Origin of the sequence: Echinicola strongylocentroti (genome assembly GCF_003260975.1) — a bacterium.
Lineage (GTDB): Bacteria > Bacteroidota > Bacteroidia > Cytophagales > Cyclobacteriaceae > Echinicola > Echinicola strongylocentroti.
Genome location: NZ_CP030041.1, coordinates 2,618,170 through 2,639,709, shown reverse-complemented (window position 1 = coordinate 2,639,709; position 21,540 = coordinate 2,618,170). Strand labels below are relative to the sequence as shown.

At 43.7% G+C, this 21,540-nt stretch carries 12 protein-coding genes; all 12 read left to right on the top strand.

Annotated elements, in window-relative coordinates; all coding sequences use genetic code 11:
• Positions 1 to 98 precede the first annotated feature (98 nt).
• Positions 99 to 728, top strand: coding sequence for a sterol desaturase family protein (locus DN752_RS10235; RefSeq protein WP_112783851.1), 630 nt, complete (start codon positions 99 to 101; stop codon positions 726 to 728).
• 912 nt (positions 729 to 1,640) lie between these two features.
• Positions 1,641 to 3,113 carry an MBL fold metallo-hydrolase gene (locus DN752_RS10225; protein ID WP_112783849.1) on the top strand — a complete coding sequence of 491 codons (1,473 nt, stop codon included), beginning with the start codon at positions 1,641 to 1,643 and terminating at the stop codon, positions 3,111 to 3,113.
• 186 nt (positions 3,114 to 3,299) lie between these two features.
• Positions 3,300 to 4,118: an SDR family oxidoreductase gene (locus DN752_RS10220; RefSeq protein WP_112783848.1), complete on the top strand. Its 819-nt coding sequence runs from the start codon at positions 3,300 to 3,302 to the stop codon at positions 4,116 to 4,118.
• Positions 4,119 to 4,367: 249 nt separating this feature from the next.
• Positions 4,368 to 7,166: a 2-oxoglutarate dehydrogenase E1 component gene (locus DN752_RS10215; RefSeq protein WP_112783847.1), complete on the top strand. Its 2,799-nt coding sequence runs from the start codon at positions 4,368 to 4,370 to the stop codon at positions 7,164 to 7,166.
• A gap of 120 nt (positions 7,167 to 7,286) precedes the next feature.
• Positions 7,287 to 8,849, top strand: a complete 1,563-nt coding sequence (odhB, locus tag DN752_RS10210) for a 2-oxoglutarate dehydrogenase complex dihydrolipoyllysine-residue succinyltransferase (protein ID WP_112783846.1) — start codon at positions 7,287 to 7,289, stop codon at positions 8,847 to 8,849.
• 141 nt (positions 8,850 to 8,990) lie between these two features.
• The gene (locus tag DN752_RS10205; protein WP_112783845.1) at positions 8,991 to 9,344 is read left to right on the top strand and encodes a four helix bundle protein; all 354 of its coding nucleotides are present in this window, start codon (positions 8,991 to 8,993) and stop codon (positions 9,342 to 9,344) included.
• A 55-nt stretch (positions 9,345 to 9,399) separates the two neighbouring features.
• Positions 9,400 to 10,800, top strand: a complete 1,401-nt coding sequence (gene lpdA / locus DN752_RS10200; RefSeq protein WP_112783844.1) for a dihydrolipoyl dehydrogenase — start codon at positions 9,400 to 9,402, stop codon at positions 10,798 to 10,800.
• A gap of 727 nt (positions 10,801 to 11,527) precedes the next feature.
• The gene (locus tag DN752_RS10195) at positions 11,528 to 14,563 is read left to right on the top strand and encodes a SusC/RagA family TonB-linked outer membrane protein (protein WP_112783843.1); all 3,036 of its coding nucleotides are present in this window, start codon (positions 11,528 to 11,530) and stop codon (positions 14,561 to 14,563) included.
• 30 nt (positions 14,564 to 14,593) lie between these two features.
• Positions 14,594 to 15,760 carry a RagB/SusD family nutrient uptake outer membrane protein gene (locus tag DN752_RS10190; protein ID WP_211324201.1) on the top strand — a complete coding sequence of 389 codons (1,167 nt, stop codon included), beginning with the start codon at positions 14,594 to 14,596 and terminating at the stop codon, positions 15,758 to 15,760.
• Complete coding sequence (locus DN752_RS24750; RefSeq protein ID WP_211324199.1) at positions 15,679 to 16,119, top strand: RagB/SusD family nutrient uptake outer membrane protein; 441 nt, start codon at positions 15,679 to 15,681, stop codon at positions 16,117 to 16,119. Before DN752_RS10190 ends, DN752_RS24750 begins: the two co-directional genes overlap by 82 nt.
• A gap of 455 nt (positions 16,120 to 16,574) precedes the next feature.
• A complete protein-coding gene (locus tag DN752_RS10185; RefSeq protein ID WP_112786495.1) occupies positions 16,575 to 18,197 on the top strand; it encodes an LVIVD repeat-containing protein in 1,623 nt (540 codons plus the stop codon).
• Positions 18,198 to 18,714: 517 nt separating this feature from the next.
• Positions 18,715 to 21,534 carry a carbamoyl-phosphate synthase large subunit gene (gene carB, locus DN752_RS10180; protein ID WP_112783842.1) on the top strand — a complete coding sequence of 940 codons (2,820 nt, stop codon included), beginning with the start codon at positions 18,715 to 18,717 and terminating at the stop codon, positions 21,532 to 21,534.
• The last annotated feature ends 6 nt before the right edge of the window (positions 21,535 to 21,540 follow it).

The window sequence follows — 21,540 nt, the reverse complement described above, 5'->3', positions numbered from 1 at the left end:
TTTGTGGTGAAATTATTGAGGTGTTATTTGTAGTTGTAGATAAATAATTGCAAATCACCCTCTTGAGTGAGTTTGCGAAAATAAAATATATTGTTAGGATGAAAAAAATTGGAAGACTGGAGAAGCCGGATAATAATGGGTCGGCACAAATGTTCCAGAATCCGGTGCTGGAAAAAATGTCCAGGACACATATTAGTATTCCTATTGTCATGTTTCTTGTGATTGGTGTAGTTTCTTTATTTTATGGACTTACCACCACTACAATTCCTGTAGGAATAGGGCTATTGGTAACCTTGATAGGTTTGTTGGTATTTACACTAGTGGAGTATTTGATGCATAAGTATTTCTTTCATATGGTGCCCGATACCCCAATGAAGGATAAGTTGCAATATTCGGTCCATGGTGTCCACCATGATTATCCGAAGGACAAGGATCGTTTGGCGATGCCGCCATTTATCAGTGGACTGTATGCCTGCATCTTTTACTTTGTATTTACATTCCTGATGGGAGATTATGCTTTGTTTTTTCTTCCGGGTTTCTTGATGGGGTATGCTTCGTATTTGGGAGTGCATTATATTGTGCACGCCTTTCAGCCGCCTAAAAATGCCTTGAAAATACTTTGGGTAAATCACGCCATCCACCATTACAAGGATCCCGATGTGGCCTTTGGCGTAAGCTCCCCGCTTTGGGACGTGATCTTAGGAACCATGCCAAAAAAGGATAAATGATTTTAGGACCTTCTTTCCTCGGAGAGAAGGTTTTTTATGTCGTTGTCCCGTAGTCGCTGACGCGGGACCTATTGCAGCAGATTGCCTTCAATGGTATGTTTATTCCTGACTCACTTTAATAGACCCGATTTTTTTTGGTAAACTCAGTTCGATTTCGAAGCCGTTTCCGTACAGTAGGAACATGCACTGTGAGCCTATCTGGAGCCAAGGCAGGCCTGTCTGAAGTCAAGGGCAGGCTTGTCTGGAGCCAACACCAAACAGGGCTTAGAGGGGAGATTTGGAGGAGGAAGCGTGGGAATCTCCGTATGATGGGGTTGCCACACCCTTTCCAATGCACATTCTCCTAAAAAGGGCCTGCTTGGGCAGACCACAATGACGTTTTTTATACTAAAAATAAGTTGAGCTCAGGTAATTACGAATAAACAGTTCTATGTGATGCTTTTTTAGTCGCAGGTGATTATTGCGTTTTTCAAGTAGTAAATATATTAAGTTTTGTTGTTTTTAATATTTTGGTATTTTTTTAAAATAAATTAGTTGCTGTGGGAGGTGTGTATCCATATATTGAGTTTGTAAATCATTGTTTTTTTAACAATAAAAAACAGGAAAAGCGGTAGCAATTGAAGAATTGAAATCCCTTGATGTCTTTTTAGATCGATTTCAGCTTTTAGACAATAGGTTAAAACACGAGGCTATAGGTAGGATAGGTTTTTACCTTCGTAAGTTTGAGCATGACTTGGAATTAATGGGAGGTTTAAGTGTTTTTACGGAGGCTGGATGGGCGTTTTTTCATGAGTTTCGAAGCTGCTTTTTGTGCTCAAAAAATAAGAGAGGAGAAGAGACGGAGAAATTTATTTATACCAATCAACCTTATGTTTTTCAATATGATCAATTTTCACAAAAAAATCCATTAAGATGAAATTCACTATATTTTTATTGATTCACCTGGTACTGGCACAGGTGCTTATGGCGCAGAGTTTGACAAACAATGAAAGAGCGGTGCAAATTATTAATAGGGCCATAAACTCACTGGGAAAGTGCCCAGAGGGGTTGGAGATTAGTACTTCAGGAGTGATTCATAACTTGGGACATTATGCTGTCCCGGAACAAACGATTGATTATGCCATACAGGAGAAGATTGGTTTTTTCCCTAGTCTTGACCTTGCTTATTCGCATACCAAAATGACGAAAGGGGACAACAACTATTACCGTGATTTGGTTTCGAAAATGGATTCGGCCTATTCATGGGACTACTATGACGAGACTTTTACCAAGTCAAAGACTTCTGGTGGTTTGGTGGAAGTGGCCAAATCCAATCCTAGTTGGTTCCTGTATTTGGCAAAGAAGGAGGCATTGTCACTCAGAATGATTGAAGCTTCGGGTGCTTATAATGTAATCGCAGTAACGATGAAGGACGGTCTTGTTTATAATTTGATAATAGATTCGGAAACATTTTTATTAAAACGAGTTGAGCGAATGGTTTATAGCCCTATTTATGGAGACGCGTTGTTTACTTCTTCTTATGAGGGATATACGAAGCAAAGAGGATTTTACATTCCTCAGAGAAGAGTGGACTATGAATTTGGATCGGTAGAAAGAGAGGTGACATATGATTCGCTGGCTTTTATTTCCATACCGGATACTAGTGCGGCTTCCCTTAAATGGCTGCCTGCACCTTTTATCAATTCCTTGGCCGACGTTACCACTAACGAAGAGGTCATTGTCTTTGAGAAATTATCCGACCAAATTGACCTGATCAAGTATGAGTCCCAAAACAATAAATCGCTCTTGGTTAAATTTCCCAATGGCTTGGGGCTATTTGAAGCCCCGCAAGGAATTGCTTTGAACAAGCAGTTGGTAAGTAAAATAAAAGAGAGGTACCCTGATCAGGACATAACGTATTTGTTCCTTACACACCATCATCCCGATCACGCTGGTGGGTTAAAAGCGTATGCTGGATCAGGGGCTACAGTAATAACCACATCGGGAAATACGGATTATTTTAAAAAACTTGCTCACACTTCGCATTATTCACTCGATGAAGGAGTAGACGACAAGGTCGATCTATTATTTGATTATGTGCCTTTGCTTGGTCAGAAGAGTTATGCGGGAATTGTGACTGCCTATGAGATTGGTGAGGACACCGGACATACGGATCAGCATTTGGTGTTTTATTTTCCAGACAAGAAATTTCTATGGACAGGCGATTTACTTTTTTTCTACGAAAATGGCCGCGTGTATTCAGGGAGTAAGCGAGCAGAAGGAGTGTATAAGCTCATCACAGAAAAGGGACTTGATGTTTCTCGGGTTTATACATCTTGGCCTCTCCATGGACAAAAGGAATACGGCACACCGGAATTTTTGAAAAAGTTAGTGGAGAATGATTGATTTCCCCTATTGTGCCCTATGTCCCAGATGTGGTTGTCAAATAAGTTAGCTACATTACGTTGCTCTGTTTCAGTGTCTTAGAATTAGGGTTTAACTTTTAGCGTATGATATGCGTTATATTTACGAAAGGAAGCTATGCCTGACATGGAATAGCCTTTAACTATTTATATATCCTTCAATTTTGACATGAAAATAAGCATCATCGGCCTTGGGTGGCTGGGACTGCCATTGGCAAGATCCTTGGCACAGCAAGGTCACCACATTTTGGGAAGTACTACTTCGCCGGAAAAGCATCGGCAATTAATGGCAGAAGGTATCGATAATGTACTGTTTAGACTTGATCCCCATCCATCTGGAGAAGGCTTTAACCGACTTTTTGAGGCTGACCTGGTGGTGGTTAATATTCCACCCAAACGCAGGTCCATGCCGGATACTTTTCATCCCGAGCAACTAAAATACCTCAAGACACTTATCCAGCAGGCAGGAATAGGTAAAGTGATCTATACCAGTTCTACTTCTGTCTATCCCAATACCAATGGAGAAGTGACCGAATCGACAAAATTGTGTCCTAATAGTACGGCGCATTCGGCCGTGTATGAAGCGGAGAAAGTATTGTGGGCAGAAAGACACTATGAGCTGACGGTGATTCGCTTTGGAGGTTTGTTGGGAATGGACCGGATACCGGGCCACTACTTTTCTGGAAAGGAGCAGGTTGCTGGTAACATTCCGGTGAATTATATCCATCAGGAAGATGCTGTGAGGCTGATTGCTCATGTGATCGATAAGGAGCTTTGGGAGGAGACCTATAATGGTGTTTGTCCATTGCATCCTGAAAAGCGGAGTGTTTATGAAAAGAATGCCCAAGAGATGGGTTTTGAGCCTCCCAAAAGCTATCGCAATAAAGACTTGCCAGATTACAAAGTGGTAAGCTCTCAGAAAATCAGGGAAACTGGTTTTGTGTTTAGGGTGGAAGATCCCCTTGAATTTTACTATAACACTAAATAGTGAGCGTAAATTTTATAAAATCGAAAGTTTTGCCCAGAAAATGAGGGACGCTAAAAAGCCAAATTCCAAACCTCCTTCTAAAATTGATCAAAAACCAAATTTATATTTATAATACATCCATGTTTTGCAATTATAATTTTGCACGAATAAACTCAAATAGCTGTAAATCAGTCTTATTTGTATATGCGAATAAGCAGTTTTATTAAAAATGCATAATGATATATATTTGCAAAGCGAACAAAACAAATCATGGACAAATATTCATACATTTCCAATGCCCATGTAGCCTATATCGATGAGCTATATGAGGACTACAAAAAAGACCCAGAATCAATCGACCCAAGTTGGAAGACATTTTTTGATGGATTTGACTTTGCCATCACCAAGTTTGGAGAAGACGAAAATGGAGGGGCAGTAAGCTCGAGCGGATCCAATGGCGCAGCCAAAAACGGGGCGCTGGCCACAAAGGGCACCATCATGGACATGGAGCAATTGCCAAAGGAAATCAAAGTGAGGGCATTGATCCACGCCTATCGCTCTAGGGCACACCTTCGCTCCAAGACCAATCCCGTAAGAGAAAGACGAGACAGGAAAGCGCTGATTGACCTTGAGGATTTCGGATTGAGCGAAGCGGACCTAAATACGGAGTTTCAAGCTGGAAACGAAATAGGTATCGGTGATGCCAAGCTAAGCAAGATTATGGAGTCCCTAAAGAAAATATATGAAGGGACGATGGGCTTTGAGTACCTGTATATCCGGGATCCGGAAATGTTGGATTGGTTCAGGCAGAAGATCGAGAAGGAAGCCCTCGCTTTTGACCCACCAGATGAGGAGAAAAAGAGGATTCTATATAAACTGAATGAAGCAGTAGTATTTGAAAACTTTCTTCATACCAAATATTTGGGACAAAAGCGCTTTTCGCTTGAAGGAGGGGAAAGTACCATCCCATTTTTGGATGCAGTGATCAATAAATCTGCAGACTTGGGTGCTGAAGAAGTGATGATCGGCATGGCCCACCGTGGCCGCTTGAATGTCCTGGCCAATGTCATGGGCAAAACTTACGAGCAGATTTTCTCCGAATTTGAAGGGACAGCCAAACCTGACCTTACCATGGGGGATGGTGATGTGAAATACCACATGGGCTTCTCCAGTGAGATCACCACGCCAAGTGAGAAAAAAATCAACTTGAAATTGGCGCCTAACCCTTCTCACCTTGAAGCAGTAAATCCTGTGGTGGAAGGCTTCGTAAGGGCCAAGATCGACCATCAATACGAAGGAAATAAGGACAAAGTCGTGCCCATATTGATCCACGGTGATGCTGCGGTGGCTGGGCAAGGGATTGTCTATGAGGTGACGCAGATGGCCAACCTGAAAGGCTATAATACCGGCGGTACCATCCACTTTGTGATCAATAACCAAGTAGGCTTCACCACAGACTTTGACGATGCACGTAGCTCCATCTACTGTACGGATGTGGCCAAGATCATCGATGCGCCAGTGATCCATGTGAATGGTGACGATCCTGAAGCGGTGGTGTTTGCGGCCAATTTGGCGGCGGATTTCAGACAAAAATATAATCAAGATATCTTTATCGATATGGTGTGTTACCGTCGTCATGGCCATAACGAGTCCGACGAGCCGAAGTTTACGCAGCCTAATCTCTACAATACTATTTCGAAACACCCTAATCCACGTGAAATATATAATAAAGATTTGCTGGAAAGAGGAGATGTTGATGCCAAGCTTGCTAAGCAAATGGACAAGGAGTTTCGCCAGCTGCTCCAGGACAGGTTGAATATGGTGAAGGAAAAGCCCTTGCCCTATAAGTCGTCTCCATTTGAGCAGGCGTGGAAGGAGCTGAGAAAGTCCGAGCCGGCTGATTTTGACAAGTCGCCTGAGACCTTCATTTCGGAAGATTCCATTGAGAAGGTGGCCGAGGCGCTTACTTCATTGCCAAAAGGCTTCAAACCGATCAAGCAGATCGAAGCACAGATGAAGCAGCGTAAGGACATGTTCTATAACTCCAAGTCGCTTAACTGGGCGGCAGCGGAATTGTTGGCTTATGGCTCTTTGTTGCTGGAAGGCAAGACGGTAAGATTGACCGGACAGGATAGTAGAAGGGGGACTTTCTCCCATCGTCATGCCGTCCTTCATGATGCCAATACCAATAAATCCTACAATTCCCTCAAGGAGATGAAGGACAATAAAGGACAATTTCACATTTATAATTCCCTGTTGTCGGAATATGCGGTACTTGGATTTGAGTATGGTTACGCCATGGCCAATCCTGATGCATTGACCATTTGGGAAGCTCAGTTTGGGGACTTTGGCAATGGTGCACAGACCATGATCGACCAGTTTATCAGTTCCGGTGAGTCCAAGTGGCAAAAAATGAACGGTTTGGTAATGCTGTTGCCCCATGGCTATGAAGGCCAAGGGCCAGAGCACTCCAATGCCCGTCCAGAGCGATTCCTGCAGCTTTCTGCTGAATATAACATGGTCGTGGCCAATATTACCGAGCCTTCCAACTTCTTCCATCTCTTGAGGAGGCAGCTAGCTTGGGAATTCAGAAAGCCTTGCATCGTCATGTCGCCTAAGTCACTTTTGAGGCACCCTAAGGTAGTCTCTCCGGTAGATGAATTTACCAAAGGTGGGTTCAGGGAAGTGCTGAATGATACCACGGTCAAGAAAACTGACGTGACGAGAGTGGTGCTGTGTTCAGGAAAGATCTATTATGACCTGATCGAAGCTAGGGAAAAAGAAAAAGTGAAGGATGTCGCCATCGTTCGTGTGGAGCAGCTTCACCCACTTCCTGAGAAGCAAATCGTCGATGTGGTCAAGTCGTACAGCAAGAACAAGGAAGTGGTCTGGGTTCAGGAAGAGCCCGAAAACATGGGCTACTGGACGTATATGATGCGTGCACTGTTCAGGGACTTCCCAATGGACGTGATCGCACGAAAAGCCAGTGCTTCACCTGCTACAGGCTACTTCAAAGTGCACCAAGAAGAACAAACGCATATTATCAACCAAGCTTTAAGAATTAAATAATCCCCCAGGGCACTATGTTTTAGAAAGCATGGTGCCGCTTTTGGGTTTAATTTTATTATTTTAAATCGATAATTAGAAATTAACCTTAAACCAGCGAGTTTGGGGGAAAAATAAAAAGCCATGAGTTTAGAAATCAAAGTCCCCGCTGTGGGCGAATCCATTACTGAGGTAACTATTGGTCAGTGGTTTAAAAATACCGGAGAGTACGTCGAAATGGACGAGGTAATCTGCGAATTGGAATCTGACAAGGCCACTTTTGAACTGACAGCAGAGGCAGACGGGGTGCTGACCGTAAAGGCAGAGGCCGGCGATACCCTTGAAATTGGTGCGGTGATCTGTGAGATCGACACCAACGCTTCTGAAGGCGATGCTGCTCCTGCAAAAGAAGAAAAAGAGACATCTTCTGACAGTAAAGAAACCAAAAAACCTGCTGAAAATAAATCCGGCAAAACAGGTGAAGTGAAGGAGATGGTCGTTCCCACAGTAGGAGAATCCATTACGGAAGTGACCTTGGCTTCTTGGTTAAAGGAAGACGGCGATTTTGTGGAGATGGATGAGATCATTGCCGAAGTGGATTCCGACAAAGCGACCTTTGAACTGCCAGCTGAGGCACAAGGGATCTTGAAGCGTGTGGCAGAAGAAGGCGATACCCTAGAGATAGGTGGGCTGATCTGTAAGATCGAAGTAGTGGAAGGCGATGCTCCTGAAGCTGATGACTCCTCCAAAGAAGAAGAAAGTACGTCAGCTACCTCTTCCGGTGGATCAGGCAGCTATGCAGAAGGTCATGCTTCTCCAGCTGCGGCTAAAATCCTGGCAGAAAAAGGTATCGACGCCAAAGAGGTAAAAGGTACAGGCAAAGACGGCAGGATCACCAAAGAAGATGCCGAAAAAGCCCAGAAGCAAGCTGCTAAGCCTGCGGCTTCCAAGCCTTCCAAATCCGAGAAAAAAGAAACGGCTCCTGAAGCACCTAAGGTGGCGGGAGAACGAAATATGAAGCGAGAGAAAATGTCTTCTCTCCGAAAAACCATTTCCAAGAGATTGGTAGCGGCCAAAAACGAAACGGCCATGCTCACCACTTTCAATGAGGTCAACATGAAACCGATCATGGACCTAAGGAAACAATACAAGGAAATGTTCAAGGAGAAGCACAATGTAAACCTTGGGTTTATGTCGTTCTTCACCAAGGCCGTTTGTGTGGCCCTTCAGGAATGGCCTGCAGTCAATGCACAGATCGATGGCAATGAGATCATCTATCATGATTTCTGTGATGTTTCCATCGCCGTGTCAGCACCAAAAGGCTTGGTAGTTCCTGTCATTAGGAATGCAGAGTCCCTGTCTTTTGACCAAGTGGAGAAAGAAGTGGTTCGATTGGCTACCAAGGCCCGGGACGGTAAGCTGACCATTGAAGAGATGACAGGTGGCACCTTTACCATCACCAATGGCGGTATCTTTGGCTCCATGATGTCCACACCGATCATCAACCAACCACAGTCTGCCATCCTTGGGATGCACAATATCGTGGAACGACCAATGGCGGTAAATGGTGAGGTAAAAATACTTCCAATGATGTACATCGCCCTGTCCTACGACCACAGAATCATCGATGGCCGTGAATCCGTCAGCTTCCTAGTGAGACTGAAGCAATTGCTGGAAGACCCAGCGAGATTGCTGCTTGGGGTCTAAAATAAGTACAAAGTACTATGTACGGTGTACGAAGTACTTACTGCTATTTTGTTCTATGTTTCGTGTGGAAAATAATTGTTAAATTATAAGATAGGTTTGCTAACTTCCTTATTTCATCATCATTAATTTAACGTAATTATTATGCACAGGTACAAAGAACTTCAGGTTTGGAAAAAAGCGATTGATTTAGCTGTTGAAGTTTATAAAATAACAGAGGGACTGCCAAAACAAGAAAAATTTGGGTTGATAAGTCAAATTAATAGAGCTGTTGTTTCTATTCCTTCAAATATAGCAGAAGGAGCTGGTAGAAATTCCGATAAGGAATTTGATCAGTTTCTGGGTATTGCACTGGGCTCAGCCTTTGAGTTGGACACGCAATTAGTAATTTCCAATAAACTAAATTATATAGAGGAAAGTGATTTTATGAAAGTGTCAAAGGATTTAGAGACCATTCATAATATGATCTTTGGACTTAAGCGGAGTTTAAAAAAATAACACATTCTTCGTACTTGGTACATTGTACCTCGTACTTTGTTCAAAACCAACAAACATGACATACGACTTAATCGTAATCGGATCTGGGCCGGGAGGCTATGTGGCCGCTATCAGAGGGGCGCAACTCGGCATGAAAACTGCCATTATCGAAAAATACCCCACTCTTGGAGGTACTTGCCTGAATGTGGGCTGTATTCCTTCCAAGGCATTGCTGGACTCTACGGAGCATTATCACAATGCGGCCCATACTTTTCAGACCCATGGTATTGACCTGAAGGACCTGAAGGTAAACCTGAAGCAGATGATTTCACGCAAGGATGATGTGGTGAAGCAGAACGTGGACGGTATCCAGTACTTGATGAAAAAGAATAAAATCGATGTACATCAAGGAGTAGGTTCTTTTGTGGATAAGAATACCGTGAAAGTGACCAAAGACGATGGCAAATCCGAGGAGATTACAGGAAAGAATGTCATCATAGCCACAGGTTCAAAGCCCGCTTCGTTGCCGTTTATCGAGATTGATAAGAAGCGTGTCATTACCTCTACAGAGGCCTTGAAGATGAAAGAAATACCGAAGCACATGATCGTGATTGGTGGAGGGGTGATCGGAATGGAACTGGGATCTGTATATGCCCGAATGGGAGCCAAAGTATCCGTAGTGGAATTCATGGACTCCCTGATTCCTTCCATGGACAAGACCATGGGCAAAGAGCTGCAAAAGTCCCTTAAAAAACTGGGCTTTGAGTTTTACCTGAAGCACAAGGTGACTGCTGTAAAAAGCACTGCGAAGCAGGTGACCGTCACGGCAGAGAACAGCAAGGGCGAAGAAGTAGAAGTGAAGGGTGATTACGTATTGGTATCCATTGGTAGGAAGCCGTACACTGAGGGGCTAAATACTGAAGCTGCCGGCGTGAAGCTGAATGACCGGGGTCAAGTAGAAGTAGATGAACACCTGAAAACATCCGCTGATAATATCTACGCCATCGGTGATGTCGTAAAAGGCGCTATGTTGGCCCATAAGGCTGAAGAAGAGGGGATGCTGGTGGTGGAGCAACTCGCTGGACAAAAGCCGCATATCAATTACAACCTAATTCCTGGCGTCGTCTATACGTGGCCGGAAGTAGCTGCGGTGGGATATTCTGAAGAGGAATTAAAAGAAAAAGGTATCAAATACAAAACCGGTAAGTTTCCATTTATGGCCTCTGGTCGTGCTAGGGCATCCATGGACACGGATGGTTTGGTGAAGGTATTGGCTGACGCAGAAACGGATGAAATACTCGGTGTGCACATGATAGGGCCAAGAACTGCAGATATGATTGCTGAAGCGGTAGTGGCCATGGAATACCGGGCTTCTGCAGAGGATATCGCCCGAATGTCCCATGCGCATCCCACATACACAGAAGCCTTTAAGGAGGCTTGTTTGGCAGCAACTGAAAATAGAGCTTTGCACGTTTAGTTAAAGAATATAGTTTTAAATTATATAAAAAGTAGCCCGAAAGGCTACTTTTTATTTTTTTTCACTGGTTTTAGATTTCTTTCAATAATCTTTCTAACCCTTTCATAGTTTTATTTTTTTATTAATCCAATCCATTGATCTTGATAAAAGTTTTTTTTAACTTATTGTAAGAATGCTGGCTTTTGCCTGAGGGGATTATCGGCCTGTTGTTAAGCGCATGTAATTACCCTATGGCTCATCCTAATACTATCTGGTTTTTTGCAGAGTGTTGATTTCTAGATAGGTATATTTGTTTTACACCCTTGTGGATTTGTTGACTGACCAATATTCCGGGTTTAACTACCTTTTTGAAAGATAACTATAAAGCCAAGAAACATTGACTACCTCTTTACTATTGTTTCCTGTTGCCCATTGATTCGTTTTGAACCTGGCTGATGCATATTTCGGGTTGAAATGTAGAGGGGGGCAAATGATAATGGCAGCATTAATTAGGAGCAAAAAGGCCATGTCCCTCCTATCGGTAAAACTACTTTTTGATGGAGGTATAAAATTAGGCTCAATTACGTTCTTCGACCATTTCAGTACATAAAAAATCGAAGGACATAGCGAGGATATTCACGCTGCCTTGACGGCAAGTTAGCTTTACTCAAGCTGAAATATGACAGCTGGAGGATCGGGAAATTACCAATTGTAGTCAATTAAAATTAACCTAAACTATATAACCATTATGAGTAATTTTACCAAAAAGTACCTTTTTGCGGTGTTGTTGCTTTTCTATGCAGCATCATCATTTGCACAAAATATTACCGTCACGGGCACGGTAATAGATGTCGAATCCAAGGAAACTGTTCCTGGGGTAAATGTGGTAGAGTTGGCCACAAAAAACACTTCCAATGTAAACGGTACCGCCACCGACATTGACGGACGGTTTGAGCTCTCCGTTCCTGCGGATGCCACGCTAAGCTTTAGCTATTTGGGATATACCACCCAAAATATTCCTGTCAATGGCCAGACTACTTTAGAAGTAGCCTTGGGTCAAGATATGTCCCATTTAGAAGAGGTGGTGGTGATTGGCTATGGTCAGGTCAGGAAAAAGGACCTCACGGGATCGGTAAGTAATGTCGAGGGCGCCCAGTTGGAAAACCTGCCTGCTGCACGGGTGGATCAGACATTACAAGGCAGGGCTGCTGGCGTGCAGGTTTCTCAGATAAGTGGAGATCCTGGCGCTGCGCCTACTATCAGGATTAGAGGAGGAAACTCTATCCAAGGAAACAATGAACCGCTATGGGTGATTGATGGAGTAATCGTTGGTACGGATTTTAATCTGAGCAATATCAATACTAATGATATCCAGTCAATCGATGTGCTTAAAGATGCTGTGGCAGTGTCCATCTACGGAACTAGAGGTGCCAATGGCGTCATTTTGGTCACGACAAAGAGCGGTGCAGGCGCCAAAACCAAGGTCTCCGTAAATGCCTACTACGGAGTCCAGTCTATGGTGACACAAGTAGATTTTCTGGATGGCCCTCAGCATGCGGCCTACGCCAATGAGGATGCAGCATTCAGGCAGTCTGCCCTTCCATTTCCCGATATGTCATCTGTCCCTAACGTGGACTGGATAGATCAAGTCAGCCAAAATGGAGCAGTACAAAATGTAGACCTGTCGATCTCCGGAACTGCTGATGACCAAAAGACGAACTATTATATCTCTGCCAATTATTTTGACCAGGAAGGGTTGATCCGATCGACAGGAATAAAAAAATACATTTTCCGGGTAAATATGGACAAGGAAATTTCGGAGTTGGTAAAAGCGGGTTTCCGGGTGAACATCTCCCGACTAAAAAATGAGAACAGTAAGATCAACTTCTCCGGACTCTATCTGACCACTACACCTACTCGGGCGATTTATGATGAAAACGGGGATTTTACCGCTCTTGATCCTATTACGGATGGGATCAGCAGGAATTATGAAGCAGATATCCAAATGCGACAGAACCATGATTTTGTCACCAATATCCTTGGGAATATCTACTTGGAATTGCGGCCAATGGAGAACCTGATTTTTAAGACTACCTTGAGTCCGGAGATCAATAACTATAAACAAAACATATTCAACCCAGGAGCTTTACCCAATAACCTTATCATACAGAATGGTGGAGATGCAGCGATAAACACCAGCCTGAGGATGGGGTATATCAATGAAAATACGGTTAATTATTACAAGGACTTTGCTAACGGGGACAGGCTTACGGCCCTAGCCGGTTTTACCATCCAAAAAACAACAATTGAAACCAGTACGTCCAGGGCATTCCGTCTATCCAATGATGTGACAGGGTTTAATAACATTGGGTTTGGCTCTGACCCCACCAGAAATGAGGTGACTTCAGGATATGATGCCTTTCAGTTGGTCTCTTGGCTAGGACGAGTCAATTATTCTTTTAAAGACAAATACCTCTTCACTGTTGTGGGAAGGGTGGACGGGTCTTCCCGGTTTGCTCCAGAAAACAAATACGCGTTTTTCCCTTCAGGGGCCTTTGCCTGGAGAGTGTCAGAAGAACCTTTCATTCAGAACCTAGACCTCTTCAGCGATCTGAAAATCCGAACCAGTTATGGCCTCTCTGGTAGCCAGGCGATTCCTTCTTATCGTACCTTGGCCGTGTTAAATGCTGCCAATACTACCTTTAATGGCATCGAGCAACCAGGCGTAGTCTTGGGAAGGCCTGAAAACCCAGCGTTAAAATGGGAAACGACCCGGCAGCTGGACGTGGGGCTGGAGATGGGATTCTTAAATGGCCGCTTGTCCTTTGAGTTGGATTTTTATCAGAAGAATACCAAAGATTTACTTTTAAATGCTCAGTTACCTCGTCAAACAGGCTTTGTGAGTAAGCTACAGAATATAGGAAAGGTAAAGAACACGGGCTTTGAGATTATGGCCAATAGTGTCAATATCAGCAAAGAAAACTTCACTTGGTCCACCAATCTTTCCATTTCGCATAATAACAACCAAGTGGTAGATCTTGGGGGAGTTGATTTTATTAATCTGGCCACACCAGCGCAGCAAGGAGGAACAGGTGCCAGGTTAATTGTAGGAGAAACTACCCCCGTATATACAGGTGTACGGTACTTGGGTACTTGGAAATCCCAAGAAGAAATCGATGCCGCTGGACTCGGAGGTGATCATGATGTAGGTGGGCCTCGGTTTGAGGATACCAATGGAGATAATCAAATTACAGAGGAAGACTTTGTGGTGTTGGGCAGTCCTCAACCTGATTTTTACTTTGGTTTTGGTAACACATTTTCCATTGGTCGGTTTGATCTTGATTTTTTCTTCCAAGGAACCTATGGTAATGAAGTGTTTAACAGTTTGACACAGACGGCACTGTTTGGTAGGTCCGAAACCACCAAATACGCCGAGACGCTTAATCGGTGGACCCCTGATAATCCTACCTCGGATATTCCTAGGGCAGGGTCTGTTGCTTCGCTTTCTGAAGTTTATAATAACTCAGCGATGATAGAAGATGGGTCGCATATTAGGCTGAAGAGTTTTCGGCTAGCCTATAATCTGCCTCTTGAGCAAAGCAAACTTAATGGGCTTACAGTGTACATTAATGGAAACAACCTGTTCGTACTGTCGAGCTTCCGATTAAAGGACCCGGAAACGAGTCAGTACGGAAGGGGTAGTGATAACCTGTCCATGGGTTTTTCCCAAGGACAGTATCCCACTTCCAGAACGGTGGCCATAGGTGCGAAAATCGATTTTTAATTAAATGTGGAGCTATTTAATCTAAAGAAAATGAAAAATATAATCAGATTATTAATCATTGTACTATTGGCCGGAGGAGTGCTCTCTGGCTGTGATAGCTTTCTGGAGGAGAAACCCAAGGACATTGTTTCGCCTGGTAATTTCTTCAATACACCTGCTGAATTTGACCTAGCGATAGTGGGTTTGTACAATATCTATAAGCAGAATTCCCTTCACGGAAAGATTGGCTTGGACAGGTATTATGAAAACGGTGCCGATGTGATAGGGCCCAATAGGGTGTTTGATCAGGTGGAGCCGATTCAGCATTATACGTTGAGCGAAAGTAACATTAGTGCTATATCCCAAGGGGCTGGAGCGCCATTGACCTGGCAAGACCTATATGCGGTCATCCTCAATTCAAATACCATTTTGGAACAACTGGACATGAATGAAACCCTGACAGCAGAGGAAAGAGGTTATTTTCAGGGGCAAACCTTGTTTTTAAGGGCCTATGCCTATTATCACTTGACAAACCTATGGGGTGATGTGCCTTATTATCGGGAAAATCTCCCTATTGCCGAGATTCAGGTCCTTCCACGATCCGATGCCGATATGATCAGAGATGAAATCATCAGTGACCTACAGACTGCTCAGGATTTACTTCCTGATAGCTATACTGACAACGATTTGGGAAAGGCGAGTAAATGGACAGCAGCTACTGTGATGGTGAAGATTTGTTTGATCCAGCAGAAATGGCAAGAAGCCAGGGACAAAGCCGTAGAGATTATAAATAATTCGCCACATGTTTTATTGGACGATTATGCTGCCATCTTTGCCCCTGATAATGAGTATAACGCCGAAAATATCTGGGAGATTGATTTTGTCAAAGATGTCCGATCCAATGATTGGGTGGATCATTTCACCCCAAGGATAAGGGACGAGCCTAAAGATCCTACGAAGCAAGGTGAGCTGAGTGCTGCCTTGGGTGAGCGGGCAGAAGGATTTACCGGCTACGGTCTTGCCATTCCACTGCCCGGTTTTGTCAATGACTTCCCAGAAAATGACCTTAGAAGGTCTTCCAATATCATTACTGAGTATTTGGGGTTTGAGCTTAACTTTCCCTATATGCCCAAAATGTGGAACCTCGATCAGGTCAATTCACCAAGGGTAACCATGGAGACAATAAGATCATTTTTAGGATTGCGGATGTTTACCTGATGGCAGCAGAAGCAGAAAATGAGCTGAACGGCCCGACAGCCTTGGCATATCAATGGATCAATCAGGTGAGGGAGAGAGCTTATGAACCGGATATGCCATTGTCAGGCCTGACCAAAGAGGATTTTAGGCAGGCGATCTATGACGAAAGAAGATGGGAGCTTGGCGGAGAAGGACATAGACGGATGGATTTGATTCGTTGGGGCATGCTCGAAGAAGTGGTAAAAAATACGGCTTATCGCGTCTGGGATCCCGCGGCTAATATTCAACCCCACCATGTATTATTGCCTATACCTACGGAGGAATTTGTGCTCAATCCAGCGTTGTTGGATTCCGATCCAAGTAATAATGAATATAGGTAGCGCTTCAGTTCTATAATAAGTAAAATAAAGAGACTGTCTCAAAAGTTCGCTTTATTGTCGTATGGCTGCTGTCCCATCGGTACCTATGGTAAAGTGACGGTTTATGAGGCAGTCTCTTTTTGGGTATCCACTATTTTTTGTAGCGTATTAATATGCTTGTATTCCATATTTTGGAAAATTTTCTATTTTATGGATGAATCAAGGGAGCTTTTTCCGTTTGATTATTGGGTGATTGATTTTTTTGTAAAAAAATATTTTTTATGAACTCTTTATGAAATATGACGTTAATCTTGTCATTGAGTAGATTTTAGCTGCTTATTGGGACGGGTGGCCTAGCGGGCTGCTGTTCAGGTAATTGTGAAAATTGAAAAATAGTACAAGGGAATTAAGTTTAGTATTATCTTTGCGATCATATGCTTAAAGTACCTATTTATACACAAAAACAAGCCATTAATATGAGAACTAGATTACTTTCAATGGTATTATTGACCGTTGTGATGTTTTCATCCTGTGACAGGGAAGATGATGTTCCGGGAACAGGAAATGACTCCATCCTCGTGAGCAATGATGCTGAATCCTTAAGCAAGCGGTTCAGCAAAGATAAAACTGGGGTCGTTGGGATTACCTCTGAAGCGGCGGTAAATGCCCGGATCAACGCGGAAGAAATACCTGCTGGTTCGCTTCCGTTGGAACTGATAGCCAAAGTGGAGGCTCCTACCTATGATGGGAATATTTTGCAAGCTACTCATGTAGACATTGACGGTGATTATGCCTATGTGACCTACAATACCAAAGGGGCAAAATATCTGGGTGCCATTGATATTTTTGATATCAGTGACGTGCACAACCCTGTGATCAAGAGCCAAGCGATATTTACCGATGCTGATTTGAATGCGGTCGATTTTGTAGAAGGTCAGCTATACATTGCTGCCGCTGTGGATGTAGACGCCGATTATGGTGTAGATGGTCCGGCCAACTTGGTTACGGTCTCTACGTCAAACGGTAGCTTTACTTCAGATTTTCGGTTTTCTTCTGTAGAAGGATATGTAAGTACCGATGTAGCTCATACTGATGCCAATGTCGTAAGTGTGAGTGGTACAGACGGTATGGTAACGTTATTTGACAAGGCCAACTCATCAGTGGTAAGCCAGCTGGCATTCCCCGACTTGAGATCAGTGGCATATGGTGGAGGAAAGCTCTTTGTGCTGGATGGTGAAGAAGGTGTAAACTCCCTTGACCCAGTCTCACTGACCAAGGGGTATTCCATTTCCCTTGGGACTGACTATTCTGGTGCTAAAAGAACCATGGATGTACACGGCGAAAACCTCGTAGTCTCTGAAGGGGCTAACGGAGCGGGTATTTACCGTCTTGAAGATGGTGCTGAGCAAAATAGAATCCAGATCCCTATTGTAGCTGATGGCTTGGTTACTGAAGAGATCGTTACCAATGCTGTAACTACTAACGAGAAGCACTTGTTTATGGCCAATGGCTCAGCTGGAGTAAGCGCTGCAGCATTTGGAGCGGAAATCTCCACCCTCGGTGTGTTGGACCTCTTTGGTTCTTCCAACTACGTAAGAGCTAACGATGAATACCTATTTGTAGCTTCTGGCCTCCAGGGTCTTCAAATAGTAAAGATTAACCTTGCTGAAGATATCGTCGATAATGTATGTACAGACTTACCGTCTTATACAGGAAGTACTTGGATGAACATCAATTCTGGACAGCCACAGGGCTATTCTGGATCGGTAGTAGCTGACGGACTGAACGTTAACGATGAGTTTACCTTCTGCGGCTCTCTTTCTGTAAAAGGATGGGCCAACGTCAATTCAGGTGGAACATTTAACATGAGAGGGTCTATGGTGGTAGGACAATTCGGTCAAGACACTGGTCTGCAGATCAACAATACCATGACCATAGAGGGCAGTTTGGTAATCTATGGAAACCTGACACTAAACAGTGGCGCTAAGCTTGAGTTTTTGGGTGAGAACTCTTCTGTAACGGTATATGGCAATGTGTACAAAAACAGTGGGCACAGCATCACCGGTGATTACATTGATACAGAAGGTAAGTTGAAATAAACATTCACCTAGCGTCAATTCAAAAGGCTGTCATTTTTTTTAATGGCAGCCTTTTTTTTAACCTCTGTGCCAAATGTGGTTGTCCAATAAGTTAGGTGCTTTTTTCGATGTCTTGGAATTCGGGTTTAACCCGGATTATGCGTTAGGAATCGTAGTGAGAGCTGAAATTGCAAGAAAATCAGTTAGTTTGGAGGCATTAGCGTAGCACCGCTACGTTTATGCCGAAAACTAAAGTGAAACGGCTGATTTTGAAGCAGTTTCAGGTCGCAACAGATAGGCTAATGCATATTCCGGGTTTAATTACTAACGTTTTCATTGCTGGGTGCTGAAATGGCAATTTAGTAGAAGGGTGAGCAGTCCGTTATTTGACTGATTTTGAGTAGAGCGAGGCTATGACTATAAAATATCACCAATAAGAGGAATGTTTTTCTATATAATTCCTGCTACTTTGAATAATTTACTTAATTTTGCACCAATTTAGCCATAAGTAAAATTCTTATTCCAAACCTCTCTAAGCATGCCTAAAGACAATAGCATTAAACATGTACTGATTATTGGAAGTGGTCCGATTGTAATTGGCCAAGCCTGTGAGTTCGATTATGCCGGTTCTCAGGCGGCAAGGTCTCTTCGAGAAGAAGGGATTACCGTCACGCTGATCAATTCCAATCCGGCGACAATCATGACCGACCCGGTTACTGCAGACAATGTTTACCTGCTTCCATTGGAGAAAAAGTCTCTTATAAAAATTCTAGAAGAGCATCCTGATATTGATTGTGTACTTCCTACTATGGGGGGGCAGACAGCACTGAACTTGGCCATAGAAGCAGATAAAGCAGGCATCTGGGATAAGTACAAAGTCAGGATGATCGGTGTGGATATCGATGCCATCGAGACGGCCGAAAACCGCGAAAAATTCAAAGTACTTCTGGAAAAGCTCAATGTGGGCGTTTGTATAGGGAAAACAGCTACTTCCTTCCTTCAGGGCAAAGAAATTGCCCAAGATATTGGTTTTCCATTGGTGATCCGACCTTCCTATACCCTTGGTGGTACCGGTGGAGGCTTTGTAGAAAAAGAAGATGAGTTCGAAAATGCACTGATGAGTGGCCTTAAGGCTTCACCGACCCACGAAGTACTGATCGAACAGAGTATCCTTGGATGGAAAGAATACGAACTGGAAGTCTTGAGGGACAGTAAGGGAAATATGGTGGTGATCTGTTCTATCGAGAACTTTGATCCAATGGGTGTCCATACGGGGGATTCCATCACCGTGGCACCGGCCATGACACTGCCTGATACGGTGTACCAAGAAATGAGAAATCAGGCCATCAAGATGATGAATGGCATTGGGAACTTTGCGGGTGGTTGTAACGTGCAGTTTTCTGTGAGCCCTGACAATCAGACCATCATTGGTATTGAGATCAACCCTCGGGTATCACGTTCCTCCGCATTGGCTTCTAAAGCAACAGGATATCCGATCGCCAAAGTGGCTGCCAAACTTGCCATTGGCTATAACCTGGATGAGCTGAAAAACTCCATTACAGGCAGTACTTCAGCCTTCTTTGAGCCGGCTATTGACTATGTAATTGTAAAAATCCCTCGTTGGAATTTCGATAAATTCAAAGGATCTGACCGCCGTCTTGGACTTTCCATGAAAGCTGTAGGTGAAGTAATGGGTATTGGCCGAAACTTCCAGGAGGCGCTCCAAAAAGCCTGTCAATCCCTAGAAATCAAGCGTAACGGCCTTGGAGCGGATGGCAAAGAGCTGAAAAACCAAGAGCAGATTCTTGATAGCCTGGAGCATCCCAGCTGGAACAGACTGTTCCATATTTATGATGCCTTCAAGCTGGGCATTTCGTTCAGGACGATCCAAGACCTGTCCAAAATCGATAAATGGTTCCTGAAACAAATTGAGGAGCTTGTTCATCTGGACATCACCCTTGCCAAATACACGCTGGACACCATTTCTAAAGACTTAATGATGGTGGCCAAACACAAAGGCTATGCGGACCGCCAGATAGCGCACTTGCTGGGGTGCCTTGAAAGTGAGGTCTTCAATAAGAGACGGGAAGAGATGGGCATCAAGCGGGTGTACAAGCTGGTAGATACTTGTGCTGCCGAATTTGAGGCGCAGACGCCGTACTACTATTCTTCGTTTGGCGAAGAGAATGAATCCGAGGTTTCTGATCGGAAGAAAATCATCGTGCTGGGCTCTGGACCAAACCGCGTAGGACAGGGAATTGAATTTGATTACTCTTGTGTCCATGGTGTGTTGGCTGCCAAGGAATGCGGCTACGAGACCATCATGATCAACTGTAACCCGGAGACGGTTTCTACGGATTTTGATATTGCTGATAAGCTGTATTTTGAGCCTGTATTCTGGGAGCATATTTATGAAATCATCCTGCACGAAAAACCGGAAGGCGTGATTGTGCAGCTTGGTGGGCAGACGGCACTTAAGCTGGCCGAGAAGCTCGACAAATATGGAATCAAAATTTTGGGCACAAGCTACGAAGCACTTGACTTGGCAGAAGATCGTGGTGAATTTTCGAGCTTGCTGAAGGAGAATGATGTCCCTTACCCTGAGTTTGGAACTATCCATAACACGGACGAGGCACTGGAACTCTGTAAGACGATCGGTTTCCCACTTTTGGTAAGACCTTCCTATGTCTTGGGTGGTCAAGGTATGAAGATCGTGATCAATGAAAAAGAGTTGGAGCAGCATGTGGTAGAGGTGTTGAAAGATATTCCTGACAATGAAATTTTGCTTGACCACTTCCTCGAAGGGGCGATAGAAGCAGAAGCAGATGCCATCTGTGATGGAGAGAATGTCTATATCATCGGTATCATGCAGCACATAGAGCCGGCGGGTATTCACTCTGGTGATTCCTATGCAGTATTGCCTCCATATAACCTGGGTGACTTGGTGGTGAGACAGATCGAAACGTTTACGGAGAAGATCGCATTGGCACTGAAGACCAAGGGACTGATCAATATCCAGTTTGCGGTGAAAGATGATAAAGTATATGTCATCGAGGCTAATCCTAGGGCTTCCAGAACGGTGCCGTTTATTTGTAAGGCCTATAGAGAACCTTATGTGAATTATGCCGTAAAAGTGATGTTGGGTGAAAATAAAGTGACCGACTTTGAATTTAAACCATACAAAAAAGGTTATGCTATCAAGGAACCGGTTTTCTCTTTCCATAAATTCCCTAACGTGAATAAAGAGTTGGGACCTGAGATGAAATCTACCGGGGAGGCGATTTACTTCATTGATGATTTGATGGATGATTACTTCCTGAAGATATACTCAGAGAGAAACCTTTATCTAAGTAGATAATAGACA

What these genes read in the sequence shown, in the direction of transcription:
- DN752_RS10235 (WP_112783851.1), top strand. Translation starts at nt 99, where the DNA reads ATGAAAAAAATTGGAAGACTGGAGAAGCCGGATAATAATGGGTCGGCA.
- DN752_RS10225 (WP_112783849.1), top strand. Translation starts at nt 1,641, where the DNA reads ATGAAATTCACTATATTTTTATTGATTCACCTGGTACTGGCACAGGTG.
- DN752_RS10220 (WP_112783848.1), top strand. Translation starts at nt 3,300, where the DNA reads ATGAAAATAAGCATCATCGGCCTTGGGTGGCTGGGACTGCCATTGGCA.
- DN752_RS10215 (WP_112783847.1), top strand. Translation starts at nt 4,368, where the DNA reads ATGGACAAATATTCATACATTTCCAATGCCCATGTAGCCTATATCGAT.
- odhB (WP_112783846.1), top strand. Translation starts at nt 7,287, where the DNA reads ATGAGTTTAGAAATCAAAGTCCCCGCTGTGGGCGAATCCATTACTGAG.
- DN752_RS10205 (WP_112783845.1), top strand. Translation starts at nt 8,991, where the DNA reads ATGCACAGGTACAAAGAACTTCAGGTTTGGAAAAAAGCGATTGATTTA.
- lpdA (WP_112783844.1), top strand. Translation starts at nt 9,400, where the DNA reads ATGACATACGACTTAATCGTAATCGGATCTGGGCCGGGAGGCTATGTG.
- DN752_RS10195 (WP_112783843.1), top strand. Translation starts at nt 11,528, where the DNA reads ATGAGTAATTTTACCAAAAAGTACCTTTTTGCGGTGTTGTTGCTTTTC.
- DN752_RS10190 (WP_211324201.1), top strand. Translation starts at nt 14,594, where the DNA reads ATGAAAAATATAATCAGATTATTAATCATTGTACTATTGGCCGGAGGA.
- DN752_RS10185 (WP_112786495.1), top strand. Translation starts at nt 16,575, where the DNA reads ATGAGAACTAGATTACTTTCAATGGTATTATTGACCGTTGTGATGTTT.
- carB (WP_112783842.1), top strand. Translation starts at nt 18,715, where the DNA reads ATGCCTAAAGACAATAGCATTAAACATGTACTGATTATTGGAAGTGGT.